This is a genomic window from Microvirga sp. CF3062, from assembly GCF_036314045.1.
Lineage (GTDB): Bacteria > Pseudomonadota > Alphaproteobacteria > Rhizobiales > Beijerinckiaceae > Microvirga.
The window spans coordinates 313,259-326,668 of the sequence record NZ_JAYGGN010000001.1; the positions used below are offsets into that span (position 1 = coordinate 313,259).

Genomic DNA, 13,410 nt, shown 5'->3' on the forward strand with positions numbered 1-13,410 from the left:
TGCCGGCGCAACGCATGATCGGGCGGCAGTGAAAGCACAGCGGTCTAATGTGCAATCGGATCGAGGGTTCCAGGATGCGCTGTCTGCAAGATCGTAGCATTCTTCATGCGGTGAGGCTTGGACCGCGACCCTACGAACTGGTTTCCTGTGGCTTGCTGCCTCCGTCTTCACCAGGAACGTCCGTGTGCTCGCCGAGGGTCTCCCGGACATAGAGCTTCTTCACCAGAACGTAGGTCACCACGGCGAGGGGGAAGCCGAAGATCAGTCCGAGCGTGCCGAACAGAACGCTGCCGATAAGGATGGCGAACAGCGCCAGGGCCGGCGGGATGCTGATCATGCTTCTAGCCACCAGGGGGAAGATGACGTTGCCCTCGATCTGCTGGATTGCCAGCATGGCGAGAACGGTCCAGAGGGCTGCCTCTCCGCTGACGCTGAAGGCGATCAGAACCGCCGGAAGCGCACCGAGAATCGGACCGAGGAAGGGGATGAAATCCGCAAGACCGGCGATGAGCCCGAGAGCGAGGGCCGACGGCAGACCGATGAGCCAATAGGCGAGGCTGGACAAAACCGCCACGCATGCCATGGCGATGAGCTGCGACGTCAGCCACAGGCGCAGGGCCTGTCCGGACGCATGCAGCGAGTCCTCGACCCGTTCATGATGCCGGATCGGGAACAGCTTGACCAAGCCTTGCCGATAGAGGCGTGGCGCCGCCGCGATATAGATGCCGGCAATCACCACCAGGATGAAGTCCGCCAATCCGTCGAGAATGGCGCCGCCGACGCCGGCAATGCGCGCTGCCATGCTCCCGCTCGGCGCATTGTTCATGAGTTCGGAAAGGTCGTCGCTGACGGCGCCGAGGCCGAGATTCTTGGCAAAATTGTCGACCGCAAAGGGCAGTCGCTCCACCACGTTGGAAAACTGCGCCCGGACCTGAGTTCCGAACAGGGCCATCATGGCGAGGAGCGCCACGAAGATCAGAAGCGTTGCGACCGTGAGGCTCCACCGGCTCGGCACCCTCAGGTAGCGCTCCAGCGCCTCGGAGGCGGCGTGCAGGAGGAGGGCGACCAGGACGGCGCCGAAGGCCAGCAGCAGAACGTCCGACAGCTTCCAGAGCAGAAGCGCGAGCACCAGGAGACCGAGCGCGATGAGGAATTTGCGGATGAACTCCGCATCTCTCATGAGCCCCAGTCGGGAACGGTCCCGGTCATCCATCGTTTACGCCCTCTCGACTTGCGCATTGACAATGGAAACGGCGAAGCTTGGTTCCGACGGGCGAATTGAGCGTATTCACCAAGCAATTAGAGGCTAACTCGCCCTAACGTGACCGTGTAAAGCGATATGTATTCCCAATCTTGTGGAACATTATGGGAATTTCATGGTTGATTTGACATGGAGGGAAGTCAAATGACCTCGAATGTCATCTGTTTTATTCTCGGAACGGTCTTCCCGCTTGCTACGGTGGGCTGGCTTTTCGTTAACTGACTGGAAAGCACACTGTCTTGTCCAGCAGAACTATTCCCTGATCCCAATTCCTAACCGATGTGCATGCAAAAGCCGCCTGAACCGATCGGCGGCTTTTGCATGTTTTGACTGCTGATCGTGCCTAGCGAATGACTTCCGTGCAGGACTGATTGCCCTGGATGTCCACGCTGCAGGTCCGCTGGCGGATGGAGCCGGTCGTCACGGGATCCGGCACGGCCACCACGTCCGGCGCGGACTGAACCTTGGCGTTCTGCTCGGCAGTGCCGCCCGCGATGCCGCCGACGCCTGCGCCGATCACTGCGCCCACGGGACCGCCCACGATCGCCCCAGTGACGGCACCAGTCGCAACGCCCGCAGCCGCTCCCTCCTGGGCTGTGGCAAGTTGAGGCAGGATAAAGAGAGCGGACGCAGAAAGCCCGATAGCAAGTTTACGCATAACGCGATCCTTCATCAGAATACATTTGATGAAAAACGTTGAACTTGCCCTCAATGTTCCTGCTGTGGGCAGGGTAGTCTGGCGCCTCTACTTCGAGGCGGCAGCGGCACGCTTGCTCAACTCTTGCTGAATCCACGAAGGCAGGTCGATCCCCGTCAGGCGCCAAGTCGTGCCGCTCAGGCGGAGCGTGACCCTGAACTGCCGGTCTCGGGGCTCGTCCGGGGTGAGCGGGATCGTGATGGCCCTAAACCCTTGAGATTCAGACAGGATGAAGATCCGCCAGGCTTGCTGGAACGAGCCGGGATCGAAGCCGATCGCCTGTCCGCCCGTGCCCTCCCGCTGAAGCTGCTGCAACTGCCCGTCCTCGAGAATATCGATCACCGCCTGGGGCGTGACGAGCTCCTCCAGAACCGGGTTGAGGGTGGTCGCTCCGGCTTGCGCGGCCAACTGCCGGTCGCGTTCGCTGAGATCCTGGGTCTTCAGGAATTCACCCAGGATCTGGCGGGCCAGCGAGACGCGCAAGGCGTTGAAATTGACCCGCTCGGTGATGCGCTCGACATCCTTGGCCTGGACGGCCTTGGAGAGATCATAGAGCGCAACGAAGGGCGAGACCATGAAGATGGCCCAGGCCAGAAGAAGCAGGAAGCTGATACGAAAGGTCCAGCGCATCGTTGCTCAGAGAATACAGGGTACGAGGGTCGCCAGCACGGCAGCAAGGCGACCGGTGAGCCGCCTCAGGTAAGCACGCTTGCGGCAATAAAAAAGGCGATCGCATGATCGCCCTTTCTCAAGGTTGGCTTAAGCTGAAGATCAGCCGCGGGCGCGGGCCCGAATCATGAAAGTGTCGAAGGCGTATTCGGCCACTTGGAACCAGAGGTATTCCTCGTTGCGGAAGCCACGGACGCTCTCGTAGATCTTCTTGAAGTCGGCATTCTTGCCCGAGACCTCGTCATAGACCTCGTTGGCCGCCTTGTAGGCTGCCTCGAGGATCTCCTGCGAGAACGGACGCAGCTGGGTGCCGGCGCCGAGCAGGCGGCGCAGGGCTGCCGGGTTGCGGGCGTCGTACTTGGCCAGCATGTCGTTGTTGGCGTAGCTCGAAGCCGTGGTCAGGATGGCCTGATACGCCTTCGGCAATTCCCGCCACTTTGCCTGGTTTACGAACAGGTGGATCGACGGGCCGCCTTCCCAGAAGCCAGGATAGTAGTAGTACGGCGCGACTTTCGCGAAGCCGAGCTTCTCGTCGTCATAGGGACCGACCCACTCGGCGGCGTCGATGGTGCCGCGCTCGAGCGACGGATAGATGTCGCCGCCGGGGATCTGCTGCGGCACGACGCCGAGCTTTGCCATCACCTGACCGGCGAGGCCGGCGATGCGCATCTTCAGGCCCTGCAGGTCCTGAACGGTCTTGATCTCCTTACGGAACCAGCCGCCCATCTGCACGCCGGTGTTGCCCGCGGGCATGCCGTACAGGTTGTGCTTGGCGTAGAACTCGTTCAGCAGGTCGTTGCCGCCGCCGTGATACAGCCAGGCGTTCTGCTGGCGGCCGTTGAGGCCGAAGGGCAGGGCGGTGCCGATGGCGAAGGTCGGATCCTTGCCGAAGTAGTAATAGGAGCAGGTGTGGCCCAGCTCGATGGTGCCGCCGCCGACCGCATCGGCGATCTGAGGCGTGCCGACGATTTCACCGGCTGCGAAAGGCTGGATCTGGAACTTGCCGTCGGTGGCTTCCGACACATACTTGGCAATGGTCTCGGCCGCGCCGTAGATGGTGTCGAGCGACTTCGGGAAGCCGGACTGCAGGCGCCACTTCACTTCCGGTGCCGACTGGGCGATCGCCGGAGCGGCAACCGCGGTCGAGGCGGCGCCGACCGCCGTGGCCTGCAAAAACTGACGACGTTTCATAAAACTAACTCCTCCCTCTGGGGTCGTGACTTCGTCACTTGCGCCCTATTGACACTAAATCGGGTTCCATCCGCAAGAACCCTGGGGCCGCTATCGACTAATGATCTATGCGCCTCTTGAAAACGTGTTCGCTCTGCTCAGGAAAGAGGCACGTCGATCGTGCAGACCACCCCTTCGGGCTGGTAGACCAAGCGAACCTCGCCGTTGAGCTCGCGCGCGAGGCCGTCCTGGATCAGACGCGAGCCGAACCCCTTGCGCGAGGGCTGGGAGACGGGCGGTCCGCCATGCTCCTCCCAGCGCATGACGAGGCGCTGCCCTGATGCGGTCTCGAGGGTTGACCAGGACACCAGGACCCGACCCTCGGGAGCCCCCAGGGCGCCGTACTTGGCCGCATTGGTGCACAGCTCGTGCATCGCCATGGAGAGGCTCAGGGCCATGGCAGGGGGCACGCGAAGATCCGGCCCTTCGAGCCGGATCCGGCTGCAATCCTCCGAGAGGTCCCGGTAGGGGGCAAAAGCCTGAGCGACGATCTCGACGAGGCCTGCGCCTTCCCAGTTCTCCCGGGTGAGGATGTCGTGACCCCGGGCGAGGGCGAAGAGGCGGGCCTCAAAAGCGGCATACAGAGAGGGCAGATCCCGCGCGCCGCCGGCCCCCCGCACCCGGAAGCTCTGGGACGCCAGGGACTGAACCGTGGCGAGGGTGTTCTTCACCCGGTGGTTCAATTCGTTGAGCAGGAGCCGCAGGTGCTCTTCCGACCGCTTGTGATCGGTGATGTCGATCTGAATGCCGTCCCAGACGATGCCGCCGGTCTCCAGCCGCCGCGGCGTCGTGATGATGCGATGCCAGCGCGTCTCGCCGGTCTTGGCATGCCGCATCTCGAACTCCTCCTCGCACTCGGTGAGGTCGCGAAGGCTCTCCAGCCGCCGCGCGAGCATGCGCTCCCGGTGCTGCGGCAGGACGAGGCTGTAGAGCATATCGGGGTTGGACTGCGCCTCCTCCGCGGGCACGCCGGTGAGCCTCTCGCAGGTCTTCGAGACGTAGAGCACCTTGCGCGCTTGGTAGGACGGGGAATGGCTCGTCTGGTAGAACATGCAGGTCGGCGCGTTGTTGGCCAGCGCGCTCAGGCGCGCCTCGCTGGCGCGCAGCTCATCCTCGGCCCGCCGGCGCTCCGTCCAGTCGCGGAAGCTGACGCCGATACCGCCGTTATAGGGGAAGACGTGGAATTCCAGGTGGCGCCCGGGGCGTCCGACCGCTTCCGTCTCGAAGGACAGGGGTCCGCCGGAGAGAAACACCTCCTCGTAGCGGTGGCGCAGGTCGGTACCCTCGGATTCGGGAAACATGTCCCAGATGACCTTGTGGAGCATCGCCTGGCGGGGAAGGCCGAAATAGGTTTCCGCAGCCCGGTTGATATAGCTGAAGCGCCAATGCGCATCGAGGGAATAGAAGGCATCCCCGATGCCCTCAAGCACCACCGAAAGCTGGGCATTGACCTTCGCTTCGACCGTGCGGGCGAGTGCTTGCTGCAGGGCGTCGTTCAACGCTCCCCGCGGGCTGGCGGAGATCGAGGCCACAAGATCGCTTGTGAGCTGCTCCATGTCGATGGATCCGGCTAGGGCCGGGTTGGGCATGTTCATAATGTGAAACATAATCACGGTTTCGCAGCGTGAGCAATCTACCCACTATGGCCCAGGGTCAAGTTTCCAGACCCAAGGTGCGAATCCGCACGTCTGAACCGTTCAGGTCGATCAGGACTCAGTCTGAACGGAGTTCTTGTCGAAGGATGCTGCCTTCGGAATGCTGAAGGCCTCAGCGGCGCAGATCAGGGTGAACAGTGCGACGACGCCGATGATCTCGGCGAAGCTGACAAGCGTGGAAGACAGATCGCCCGCATAGGCAAACGCGCCCGAAACGAGCGCGACAACGACAGCCCAAAACATCATGGGCCCTCTCCCCGGCTAAGCTTATTGCGGCTACATAACGCGTGAGTAATCCGAGAGTTCCTAAGGCCAAGCTAAAATTTTCTTGACCGTCGATTCTTCGGAAATCGGCGTTGCCCTATCATGAAGACGGCCCATGACGGTTTTTTGAAGGCCTGACCATGCGCTCCCTGATCGACCGCGTCGTGCTCGATCTCGCAGCACCCGACGGCGCCGTGCTGGAGGAGGCCCGACAGGCCTCCGCGCAGCAGCGGCAGGCTGCTCACGGGACCCTGATCGAACGCATTCCCGCCCTGCATGCCGTCGAGCAGGGTCCGGCCGCCGATCCGCAGCCGTGGCCCGGTTCACTCCGGATCGCGGCGTTCAACGCGCAGCGCCTGAAAGACAGGCGGGCGGCCCGGCACCTCATGGAGCAGGCGGGCGCGCAGGTCACGCTGTTGAGCGAGGTCGATCTCGGCACGGCGCGATCCGGCAACGCGCACACTATCCGCGACCTGATCGCCGGGTCGGGGGAGGGTTATCTCTACGGGGTCGAGTTCGTGGAACTCGACCTCGGCAGCGCCGACGAGGTTGAGCAATGCGCAGGCCAAAGCAACACCCATGGTCTGCACGGCAATGCCATCGTGACGGGCCTTGCCCTAACGCGGCCGCATCTGATCCCTCTCGAGGAGAACGGTCTGTGGTTTCCCGGCATCAACGGCTTGCAAAGACGCATGGGCGGACGGATGGCGCTCGCCGCCCGCGTGGCGCAGGCTCCCCGGCCGCTCTGGATCGTGAGCACTCATCTGGAAAGCAAGACCGATCCTGCCGACCGTCAGGCGCAGATCAGGGCTCTGTTGCGCGCTTGATAATATTGCCCCCGGAGAGGCCTGCATCATCGGCGGCGACTTCAACACCAAGGCCCTGCCGCGCGGCGAGGACGCGCGGCATCTTCTGCTGGAAGCGCCCGAGTGCTACGAGCCGCTCTTCGCCGACCTGCGCGAGGCTGGGTTCGAATGGCGGCACGCCAACATGGCTTTGCCGACGCAGACGCCTGGCCCGACCAACAAGCACGAACCGCCCTTCGGCAAGCTTGATTGGATTGTCGTGCGCGGCGTCGAGGCCAGCACCCCGCAGATCATCCCGGCTGTCGACGAGCAGGGCAGGGCGGTGTCGGATCACGAGATGATCGCGGTGGATGTCAGGTTAATCTGAGGGGCGGGTCTCCGCACCTCCCTGACAAGTCTTGGGAAGGTAGCAGCTTTAGATGACGAAAAAATCCTTGTAGGTCACAGCAAGGTTCTTGGAGAGAGTGGCAATCGCCACAGCCTTGCCTTTGCCAGAACCATCCGCATGGTAGGAGAGCACGCGCTTGCTTGCTGTCTTATATAAGGCAGTCGTTCTTGTCCTTGGCCTAGTCGGCGGAGTGAAGCGCACTTTTGAGTGATCCGAAGCGGAGAGATCGGTTCGATTTAAACTCGATCTAAGAATATCGCCATGTTGAACCGTAGCGCCGAGCCGCCAAGGGCGTGGACTGCCTTCTCCGGACGTCGTTCCTGCGCAGGGCCGACCCTAAAGGCTGCTCCCCTTCCAGGATGTTCCAAATCTGTTGGATTTCGTGCATGCCAGGGAGACCTTCGTCTCCATAAGCCGAAGACCGTTTCTTGTTCATCTCGCACTTGTTCTGACTTTAGTCCCTTAGGGACGTCACATTATCCTTATTTTCCTCATACTTTTAGAACATCTGTGGACGAGCTTGTAAGGCTTTGAACAGCCACCCTGCTTGAAAGGTAAGAATCCATCTTGACAGCGTAACGCTCTTAGAGTACAAAACAAGAACACTGACGAAGTGTGAATGAAGAGCCCCCACCCGCATTCACCGCGTCGGACAAAACCTCCACCGCCCGGCGCCCCCGCTTGGGCGGTTTTTTGTTGGCTATTTCCCAATGCGTCAGAGAATTGAAATCGCGGACGAGCAGAGGCAGCAGGCCTGGGAGATTTATGCCCGTGAGCCGGACAAGCATCTGCCCGACATCCAGACCTTTCTCGGCGTCAGCGCAGGCACCTTCGTGCGGCTGCGCCAGCGCTGGGGCTGGCCGTCGCGCGATGTGGCCCTGAACGAGAATGCCCTGAGCAAGGCCGCGAAGAACGAGAGCGGCATGGCGGGTATCGCCAAGGCTGCCGTCGCGTCGGTGAACGATGCGGCCCGCGCGCTGGCGCAGGCCACGCGGGTGCAGATCGACACGCTCATGGACGAGCAGCGCAGGGGCCAAGCCAAGGATCACGACAAGACGGCCCGCAGGCTCGCGTCTTATGCGAAGACTCTCGCAGCCGCCCGGGCGCTTGTGGAACAGGAAAGTTCAACGCTCGATGACACCGAGCCCCATGACAACAGACCCCGGCGCAGCCTGCACGAACTCCGCGAGGAGCTTGCTCGCCATCTTGACCGGGTTATCGCGGAGGAGGAGGCTCGCGGACGCGACGGACTCCTGGTCTGAGAGCGAACTCAACAGCATTCTCCGCTTCTGGCCGATGCGCTGCCGGCCCGAGCAGCGCCTGCCGGGCCTTGCCCGGACGCACGACCCCTGGACGATCTGGCTCATCCTTGGCGGACGCGGCGCGGGCAAGACCCGCACCGGCGCCGAATGGGTGCGCGGCATCGCCCTGGGCGATCCCGATTTCGGGACCAGCGCCTCGCGGCGCATCGCGCTTGTCGGGGAAACTTTTTCCGATGCGCGCAACGTGATGGTGGAGGGGCCTGCCGGCATCCTCGCCGTCCATGCGCGGCATGAGCGCCCCACCTGGTCGCCATCGCTGCGCAAGCTCGAATGGGCGAACGGCACGGTGGCACAGGTATTCTCGGCTGAAGATCCGGATTCGTTGCGCGGCCCGCAATTCGAGGCCGCCTGGGCGGACGAACTCGCCAAGTGGCGGCACGTGGAGGAGACCTGGGACATGCTGCAGTTCGGCCTGCGCCTCGGCGCTCATCCGCGCCAGATGGTGACGACCACGCCGCGCCCGATTCCGATCCTGAAGCGCTTCCTCGCCGATCCGTCAGTGGCGGTGTCGCGGATGCGGACCGCCGAGAATGCGGAGAACTTGGCGCCGGCCTTTCTCGACACGGTGGTGCGTCGCTATGCGGGCACGCGTCTTGGTCGGCAGGAACTCGACGGCGACATCATCGAGGATCGTCTCGATGCGCTTTGGACGCGCGACGTCATCGAGAGCAATCGCATCGACGCGGCGCCATCGCTCATGCGCATCGTCGTGGCGGTCGATCCGCCGGCCTCCTCATCGAAGCGGGCGGATGCCTGCGGGATCGTTGCAGCCGGTGTGAATGAGAGCGGCATGACCTATGTGCTGGAGGATGCGACCGCCTCAGGATTGAAGCCGCCCGAATGGGCCTCGAAGGCTGTGGCGTTGTATCGAAGGCTGCAGGCCGATGCGCTCGTGGTCGAGACGAACCAGGGCGGCGAGATGGTGGGCAACGTGATCCGCGAGGTCGACCCGTCCGTGCCCGTGGTAAGCGTGCGCGCCACGCGCGGCAAATACCTGCGCGCCGAGCCGGTCTCCGTGCTCTACGCGCAGAACCGCGTGCGCCATGTGGGCGCGCTGCCGGAACTGGAGGACGAGCTCTGCGATTTCGGCCCCGGGGGCCTCACCTCTGGCCGCTCGCCCGACCGCATGGATGCGCTGGTCTGGGCGCTCACCGAGCTGATGCTGCGCGAACGGCGAGAGCCGCGGGTGCGGGTGTTGTAGGCGCCTCTCTTCCTAACGGGAGAGGTGATGCGATCAGGTGAGACCTTTCCGTCATGGCCGGGCTTGTCCCGGCCATCCCGATCCTGAAAGGCGCGGCGTTCCACATCATCGGGATCACCGGCACAAGGCCGGTGATGACGAGGGAGGGACGAGTACTGCTGGAAAAGAACGCCCCAGCCGAAGGGTAGTGTTCACGCACATCTCCGGCCGGGGCGCCGTGGCTACCGTAGGGGCAACATGTGCAGCCACGCCGCATAAGCTATGCCGTTGCAGACAATCCTCAAGGCTCCTGATGAGGTGAGCCTTTTGCGCCAGCGTTATCTCGGAAGGATATCGAGCCCACGCCGTCGACATTGTCGTGAAGATCATGACTGCAGGGCTGGGGCGGATAGCAGTCCATCCGTGCCGATCCGCCCCGCCATCTGCCTCGTGCCGTCCTCCTAGGTGAGAAGGACGGCAGAGCCCTGTTGAATCTGATGGTCGCGCCAGCCGGTCCGGGGAAAGCAGCCCGGCTGGCGCGTGAATGTCGCCGGATGCCCCTGCAACACCTCGAGATTACCCTGGGGTATGTGACCGGCCAATGACGTATGCACGAAACCTGCATCCTTTGCGGTCATCGGCTGCGGAAGTTATCGGCAGTTTGAAGCCACGGCAGGCAGTTCGATTGTGGTGCTTGCTGAAAACGACACCTCGTCATGGCCGCACTCGTTGCGGCCATCCATGTCTTTAGAACTGCAGCGCGAGAAGACGTGGATCCCCGGAACAAGTCCGGGGATGACGGGCAGGGTGTCATTCTCGCAGTTCCCACACTTTACGCCCTTCACCTCCTAATGCCCTCTTGGCAGGACCCTTTCATGCTGAACCGATTGACCCGCTGGCTCCAGGCTCCGCCGGAGGCCAAGGCCTCGCGTGCGCACGGCGCGGTTGCGCTCTACGTCGCCGGGCGCCCGGTGTGGACGCCGCGCGATTATGCGGCGCTCTCCCGCGAGGGATTTCAGAAGAACGCCATCGTGCACCGCGCCGTGCGGCTGGTGAGCGAGGCGGCGGCGTCCCTGCCGCTGGTGCTCATGAGCGAGGGGAGGGAGCTTCCGTCGCATCCGCTGTTGTCGCTGCTGTCGCGGCCCAATGCGCGGGAGGGCGGGCAGCGTTTTCTCGAGAGCCTCTACGGGCACCTGATGGTGTCCGGCAACGCCTATTTGGAGGCTGTGAGTCTCGACGGCGCGCCGCATGAGCTGCACGCGTTGCGCCCCGACCGCATGCGCGTGGTGCCGGATGCCGACGGCTGGCCCGCCGCGTACGAATATACGGTCGGCACGCAGGCTGTGCGCTTTCCGATCCGCGACGAGGCATTGGCGCCGATCCTGCATCTCACGCTGTTCCATCCGGCGGACGACCATTATGGTTTATCGCCCATGGAGGCGGCCGCCACGGCGCTCGACATCCACAACGCAGCGGGCGCCTGGAACAAGGCGCTCCTCGACAATGCGGCGCGGCCCTCCGGTGCGCTCGTGGTCGGTGGCGCGACGCTCACCGATGCGCAGTTCGACAGGCTCAAGAGTGAGCTGGAAACCAATTATCAGGGTGCCGGCAATGCGGGCCGCCCGCTGCTTTTGGAGGGCGGGCTCGACTGGAAGCCGCTCTCGCTCTCGCCGAAGGACATGGACTTCGTAGAAGCCAAGGCCGCCGCCGCGCGGGAGATCGCACTTGCCTTCGGCGTGCCGCCGCTGCTGCTGGGCCTGCCCGGCGACAGCACACACGCCAACTACGCGGAAGCCAACCGCGCCTTCTACCGCCAGACGGTGATCCCGCTGGTGAAGCGCACGGCCGAGGCGCTCGCCCACTGGCTCGCTCCGGCCTATCGCGAGACGCTTACCCTCGAGCCCGATCTCGATGCCATCGAGGCGCTGGCCGACGAACGCGAAAGCCTCTGGCGGCGCGTATCGGCGGCGGCGTTTCTCAGCGACGACGAGAAGCGTGAGGCGGTGGGATATGGGCGTGTTGCAGATGGCAAGGGAAGACAGTAATCCGCGTCGTGCTTGTTCATATTGGCCGTCATCACCGGCCTTGTGCCGGTGATCCCGATGATGTGGAACGCCGTGCCTTTCAGGATCGGGATGGCAGGGACAAGCCCGGCCATGACGTGGTGGATGTCATCCCGGACGCAGCATAGCGGAGATTCGGGATCGCGTGACGAGTGTGGCGCCGGCTCACCTCTCCCTCAGGGAGAGGTCGCGCCTTCAGGCGCGGGTGAGGGGTTACAGGTCTATCCGGAGCGGACACTAACCCCTCACCCCAACCCTCAGGGAGAGGGAGTGAGCGCTCTATCCTGCTGACGATCCCGGATCTCTGCTGCACTCCGTCCCGGATGACGGCGCTCATTGAGAGCTTTCGGAAAGACAATGCCTTTCTCACCATCACTCAACGGAGTTTTTTGCGAGAACAAATCATGAACTCATTTGATCAGATCACCGAGGCCGTCATCCGGCGCGGGGATCTTGCCCATCTGGCCCTGTTCGTCTGGGCCAGCGGGGCGTCCGCCTTGCTTGCCATGACCCTGCGCGACCTGTTCGCGGCCAACCGCCGGTTCGATGCGTTCGTGCGCGAGCTGTCCCTGTTCAACCGCCGCCATTCGGGAGATCCCTCATGACCCGCCTCTCATCCCGCGCGCCGCGCAAGCCGAAGGCCGCACGGGAGAGCCAGATCCGCGCCACTCTCGTCTTCCGCGACTTCGTGCGCCAGCTCGAAAAGCTCGACGTGAAGCCGCCCAAATCGGCGCGCGGAGCCGCGCGATGACGGCGGCTGTACCGACCGTCCGTGAGTGCAAGTTCCTTCCCGAGTCCCTGAGCGGCGTCGACACTGATGGCGTGTTCGAAGGCTATGCCAGCCTGTTCGGCGAGGCCGATCTCGGCAAGGACGTGGTCATGCCGGGCGCCTTTCGTGACAGCCTCAGGAAGCGCGGCACACCCCACATTCGCCTGCTGTGGCAGCACGATCCGGCGCAGCCCATCGGGCGCTGGCTCTCCATTGCGGAGGACCTGCGTGGATTGCGCGTGCGCGGCCGGCTCAACCTCGCGGTCGAACGGGCGCGGGACATCCATGCGCTCATGCGTGACGGTGCCGTCGACGGGCTCTCCATCGGCTTTCGCGTCGAGCGCGCGAGGGCCGAGAGGCCGACCGGGTTGCGGCGCCTGGAGCGGCTCGACCTGTGGGAAATCTCGGTCGTGACCTTTCCGATGCTGCCCGGCGCACGGGTCGAAACCGTGAAGCAAGTGCCCCCGAAGCTTGCGGCCCACATTCGCAGTGCCGCCGTCAGATTGTTTTCCTGAACCTTGTCCGTGGGAGCGCGTTACCTGAGAGCCCGCAAGAGCGCGGAGGCTGCGGGCCCTTTCCTCACGCGAGAGGTGTCTGTTCTTCGCTTGTCTCGGAGGTTCTCATGAAGAAGCTTGCTTTCGTTGCGCTCCTCGGCCTTGCGGCTGCGGCCTGCACGACCACGGAAGAGCGAGTGGGCGGTGCGGCCGTCGGCGCCGGCGTCGGTGCGGTGGCCGGTCCCGTCGGTGCCGTGGCCGGTGGTGCCATCGGTGCTGCGGCCGGTCCAGCCGTGTCCGATACGGTGCAGGCCAACACGCGCCCGGTCCGCCGCACGACCCGCCGCCGCTGAAGCGTCGACACTAAGCCCTCATCCTGAGGAGGTCACGCAGTGACCGTCTCGAGGTCCCGGACTTTGTCCGGGCATCAGGGCGTCTCCAGTGCTCTCTGGAGCCTCCTTCGAGACGCCGCTCACGCGGCTCCTCAGGATGAGGTCAGGGACCTCTATTCCCCTCACCGGGAAACAACGGGCCCGCCACTCGGAGGCCTTTTTTATTGGAGCATCGGACCGAAAAGTGGATCCCACTTTTCGGGTCCATCCGATGCTCATT

The 13,410-nt window shown here is 63.6% G+C and carries 16 protein-coding genes; 10 read left to right on the forward strand and 6 right to left on the reverse strand.

Features of this window, described 5'->3' with window-relative positions:
- Positions 1-130: 130 nt before the first annotated feature.
- The 6 genes from VB618_RS01505 to VB618_RS01530 form a co-directional block, all read right to left on the reverse strand.
- Positions 131-1,213, reverse strand: a complete 1,083-nt coding sequence (locus tag VB618_RS01505) for an AI-2E family transporter (RefSeq protein WP_329794723.1) — start codon at positions 1,211-1,213, stop codon at positions 131-133.
- Between the two features lie 391 nt (positions 1,214-1,604).
- Positions 1,605-1,919 (reverse strand): glycine zipper domain-containing protein, encoded by a 315-nt coding sequence (locus VB618_RS01510; protein WP_329794724.1) that lies wholly within the window; start codon positions 1,917-1,919, stop codon positions 1,605-1,607.
- An 87-nt stretch (positions 1,920-2,006) separates the two neighbouring features.
- The gene (locus VB618_RS01515; RefSeq protein WP_329794725.1) at positions 2,007-2,588 is read right to left on the reverse strand and encodes a DUF2939 domain-containing protein; all 582 of its coding nucleotides are present in this window, start codon (positions 2,586-2,588) and stop codon (positions 2,007-2,009) included.
- Between the two features lie 141 nt (positions 2,589-2,729).
- The gene (locus tag VB618_RS01520) at positions 2,730-3,818 is read right to left on the reverse strand and encodes a TRAP transporter substrate-binding protein (RefSeq protein WP_329794726.1); all 1,089 of its coding nucleotides are present in this window, start codon (positions 3,816-3,818) and stop codon (positions 2,730-2,732) included.
- Positions 3,819-3,955: 137 nt separating this feature from the next.
- Positions 3,956-5,413, reverse strand: coding sequence for a sensor histidine kinase (locus VB618_RS01525; RefSeq protein WP_329794727.1), 1,458 nt, complete (start codon positions 5,411-5,413; stop codon positions 3,956-3,958).
- A gap of 150 nt (positions 5,414-5,563) precedes the next feature.
- Positions 5,564-5,758 carry a hypothetical protein gene (locus VB618_RS01530; protein WP_329794728.1) on the reverse strand — a complete coding sequence of 65 codons (195 nt, stop codon included), beginning with the start codon at positions 5,756-5,758 and terminating at the stop codon, positions 5,564-5,566.
- Positions 5,759-5,916: 158 nt separating this feature from the next.
- Between VB618_RS01530 and VB618_RS01535 the strand changes: the two genes are divergently transcribed.
- From VB618_RS01535 to VB618_RS01585, 10 genes are all read left to right on the forward strand, one after another.
- The gene (locus tag VB618_RS01535; RefSeq protein ID WP_329794729.1) at positions 5,917-6,603 is read left to right on the forward strand and encodes an endonuclease/exonuclease/phosphatase family protein; all 687 of its coding nucleotides are present in this window, start codon (positions 5,917-5,919) and stop codon (positions 6,601-6,603) included.
- 55 nt (positions 6,604-6,658) lie between these two features.
- Positions 6,659-6,949 carry a hypothetical protein gene (locus tag VB618_RS19760; protein WP_442931627.1) on the forward strand — a complete coding sequence of 97 codons (291 nt, stop codon included), beginning with the start codon at positions 6,659-6,661 and terminating at the stop codon, positions 6,947-6,949.
- A gap of 731 nt (positions 6,950-7,680) precedes the next feature.
- Positions 7,681-8,232: a hypothetical protein gene (locus VB618_RS01550; RefSeq protein ID WP_329794732.1), complete on the forward strand. Its 552-nt coding sequence runs from the start codon at positions 7,681-7,683 to the stop codon at positions 8,230-8,232.
- Positions 8,233-8,266: 34 nt separating this feature from the next.
- Positions 8,267-9,493 carry a DNA-packaging protein gene (locus VB618_RS01555; protein WP_329795107.1) on the forward strand — a complete coding sequence of 409 codons (1,227 nt, stop codon included), beginning with the start codon at positions 8,267-8,269 and terminating at the stop codon, positions 9,491-9,493.
- A gap of 53 nt (positions 9,494-9,546) precedes the next feature.
- Entirely contained in the window at positions 9,547-9,681 is a 135-nt protein-coding gene (locus VB618_RS01560) for a hypothetical protein (protein ID WP_329794733.1), read from the forward strand.
- Between the two features lie 666 nt (positions 9,682-10,347).
- Entirely contained in the window at positions 10,348-11,517 is a 1,170-nt protein-coding gene (locus tag VB618_RS01565) for a phage portal protein (protein ID WP_329795108.1), read from the forward strand.
- 422 nt (positions 11,518-11,939) lie between these two features.
- Positions 11,940-12,140, forward strand: coding sequence for a hypothetical protein (locus VB618_RS01570; protein ID WP_181053492.1), 201 nt, complete (start codon positions 11,940-11,942; stop codon positions 12,138-12,140).
- Positions 12,137-12,286 (forward strand): hypothetical protein, encoded by a 150-nt coding sequence (locus VB618_RS01575; RefSeq protein ID WP_329794734.1) that lies wholly within the window; start codon positions 12,137-12,139, stop codon positions 12,284-12,286. Before VB618_RS01570 ends, VB618_RS01575 begins: the two co-directional genes overlap by 4 nt.
- On the forward strand, positions 12,283-12,819 hold the full coding sequence (locus tag VB618_RS01580; RefSeq protein WP_329794735.1) for an HK97 family phage prohead protease: 537 nt from the start codon (positions 12,283-12,285) through the stop codon (positions 12,817-12,819). Before VB618_RS01575 ends, VB618_RS01580 begins: the two co-directional genes overlap by 4 nt.
- Before the next feature lie 107 nt (positions 12,820-12,926).
- Positions 12,927-13,151, forward strand: a complete 225-nt coding sequence (locus tag VB618_RS01585; RefSeq protein WP_329794736.1) for a hypothetical protein — start codon at positions 12,927-12,929, stop codon at positions 13,149-13,151.
- Positions 13,152-13,410 lie beyond the last annotated feature (259 nt).

Excerpts from the sequence above, each read along its gene's own strand:
- VB618_RS01505 (WP_329794723.1), bottom strand. The coding sequence starts at position 1,213 with ATGGATGACCGGGACCGTTCCCGACTGGGGCTCATGAGAGATGCGGAG.
- VB618_RS01510 (WP_329794724.1), bottom strand. The coding sequence starts at position 1,919 with ATGCGTAAACTTGCTATCGGGCTTTCTGCGTCCGCTCTCTTTATCCTG.
- VB618_RS01515 (WP_329794725.1), bottom strand. The coding sequence starts at position 2,588 with ATGCGCTGGACCTTTCGTATCAGCTTCCTGCTTCTTCTGGCCTGGGCC.
- VB618_RS01520 (WP_329794726.1), bottom strand. The coding sequence starts at position 3,818 with ATGAAACGTCGTCAGTTTTTGCAGGCCACGGCGGTCGGCGCCGCCTCG.
- VB618_RS01525 (WP_329794727.1), bottom strand. The coding sequence starts at position 5,413 with ATGGAGCAGCTCACAAGCGATCTTGTGGCCTCGATCTCCGCCAGCCCG.
- VB618_RS01530 (WP_329794728.1), bottom strand. The coding sequence starts at position 5,758 with ATGATGTTTTGGGCTGTCGTTGTCGCGCTCGTTTCGGGCGCGTTTGCC.
- VB618_RS01535 (WP_329794729.1), top strand. The coding sequence starts at position 5,917 with ATGCGCTCCCTGATCGACCGCGTCGTGCTCGATCTCGCAGCACCCGAC.
- VB618_RS01550 (WP_329794732.1), top strand. The coding sequence starts at position 7,681 with ATGCGTCAGAGAATTGAAATCGCGGACGAGCAGAGGCAGCAGGCCTGG.
- VB618_RS01555 (WP_329795107.1), top strand. The coding sequence starts at position 8,267 with ATGCGCTGCCGGCCCGAGCAGCGCCTGCCGGGCCTTGCCCGGACGCAC.
- VB618_RS01560 (WP_329794733.1), top strand. The coding sequence starts at position 9,547 with ATGGCCGGGCTTGTCCCGGCCATCCCGATCCTGAAAGGCGCGGCGTTC.
- VB618_RS01565 (WP_329795108.1), top strand. The coding sequence starts at position 10,348 with ATGCTGAACCGATTGACCCGCTGGCTCCAGGCTCCGCCGGAGGCCAAG.
- VB618_RS01570 (WP_181053492.1), top strand. The coding sequence starts at position 11,940 with ATGAACTCATTTGATCAGATCACCGAGGCCGTCATCCGGCGCGGGGAT.
- VB618_RS01575 (WP_329794734.1), top strand. The coding sequence starts at position 12,137 with ATGACCCGCCTCTCATCCCGCGCGCCGCGCAAGCCGAAGGCCGCACGG.
- VB618_RS01580 (WP_329794735.1), top strand. The coding sequence starts at position 12,283 with ATGACGGCGGCTGTACCGACCGTCCGTGAGTGCAAGTTCCTTCCCGAG.
- VB618_RS01585 (WP_329794736.1), top strand. The coding sequence starts at position 12,927 with ATGAAGAAGCTTGCTTTCGTTGCGCTCCTCGGCCTTGCGGCTGCGGCC.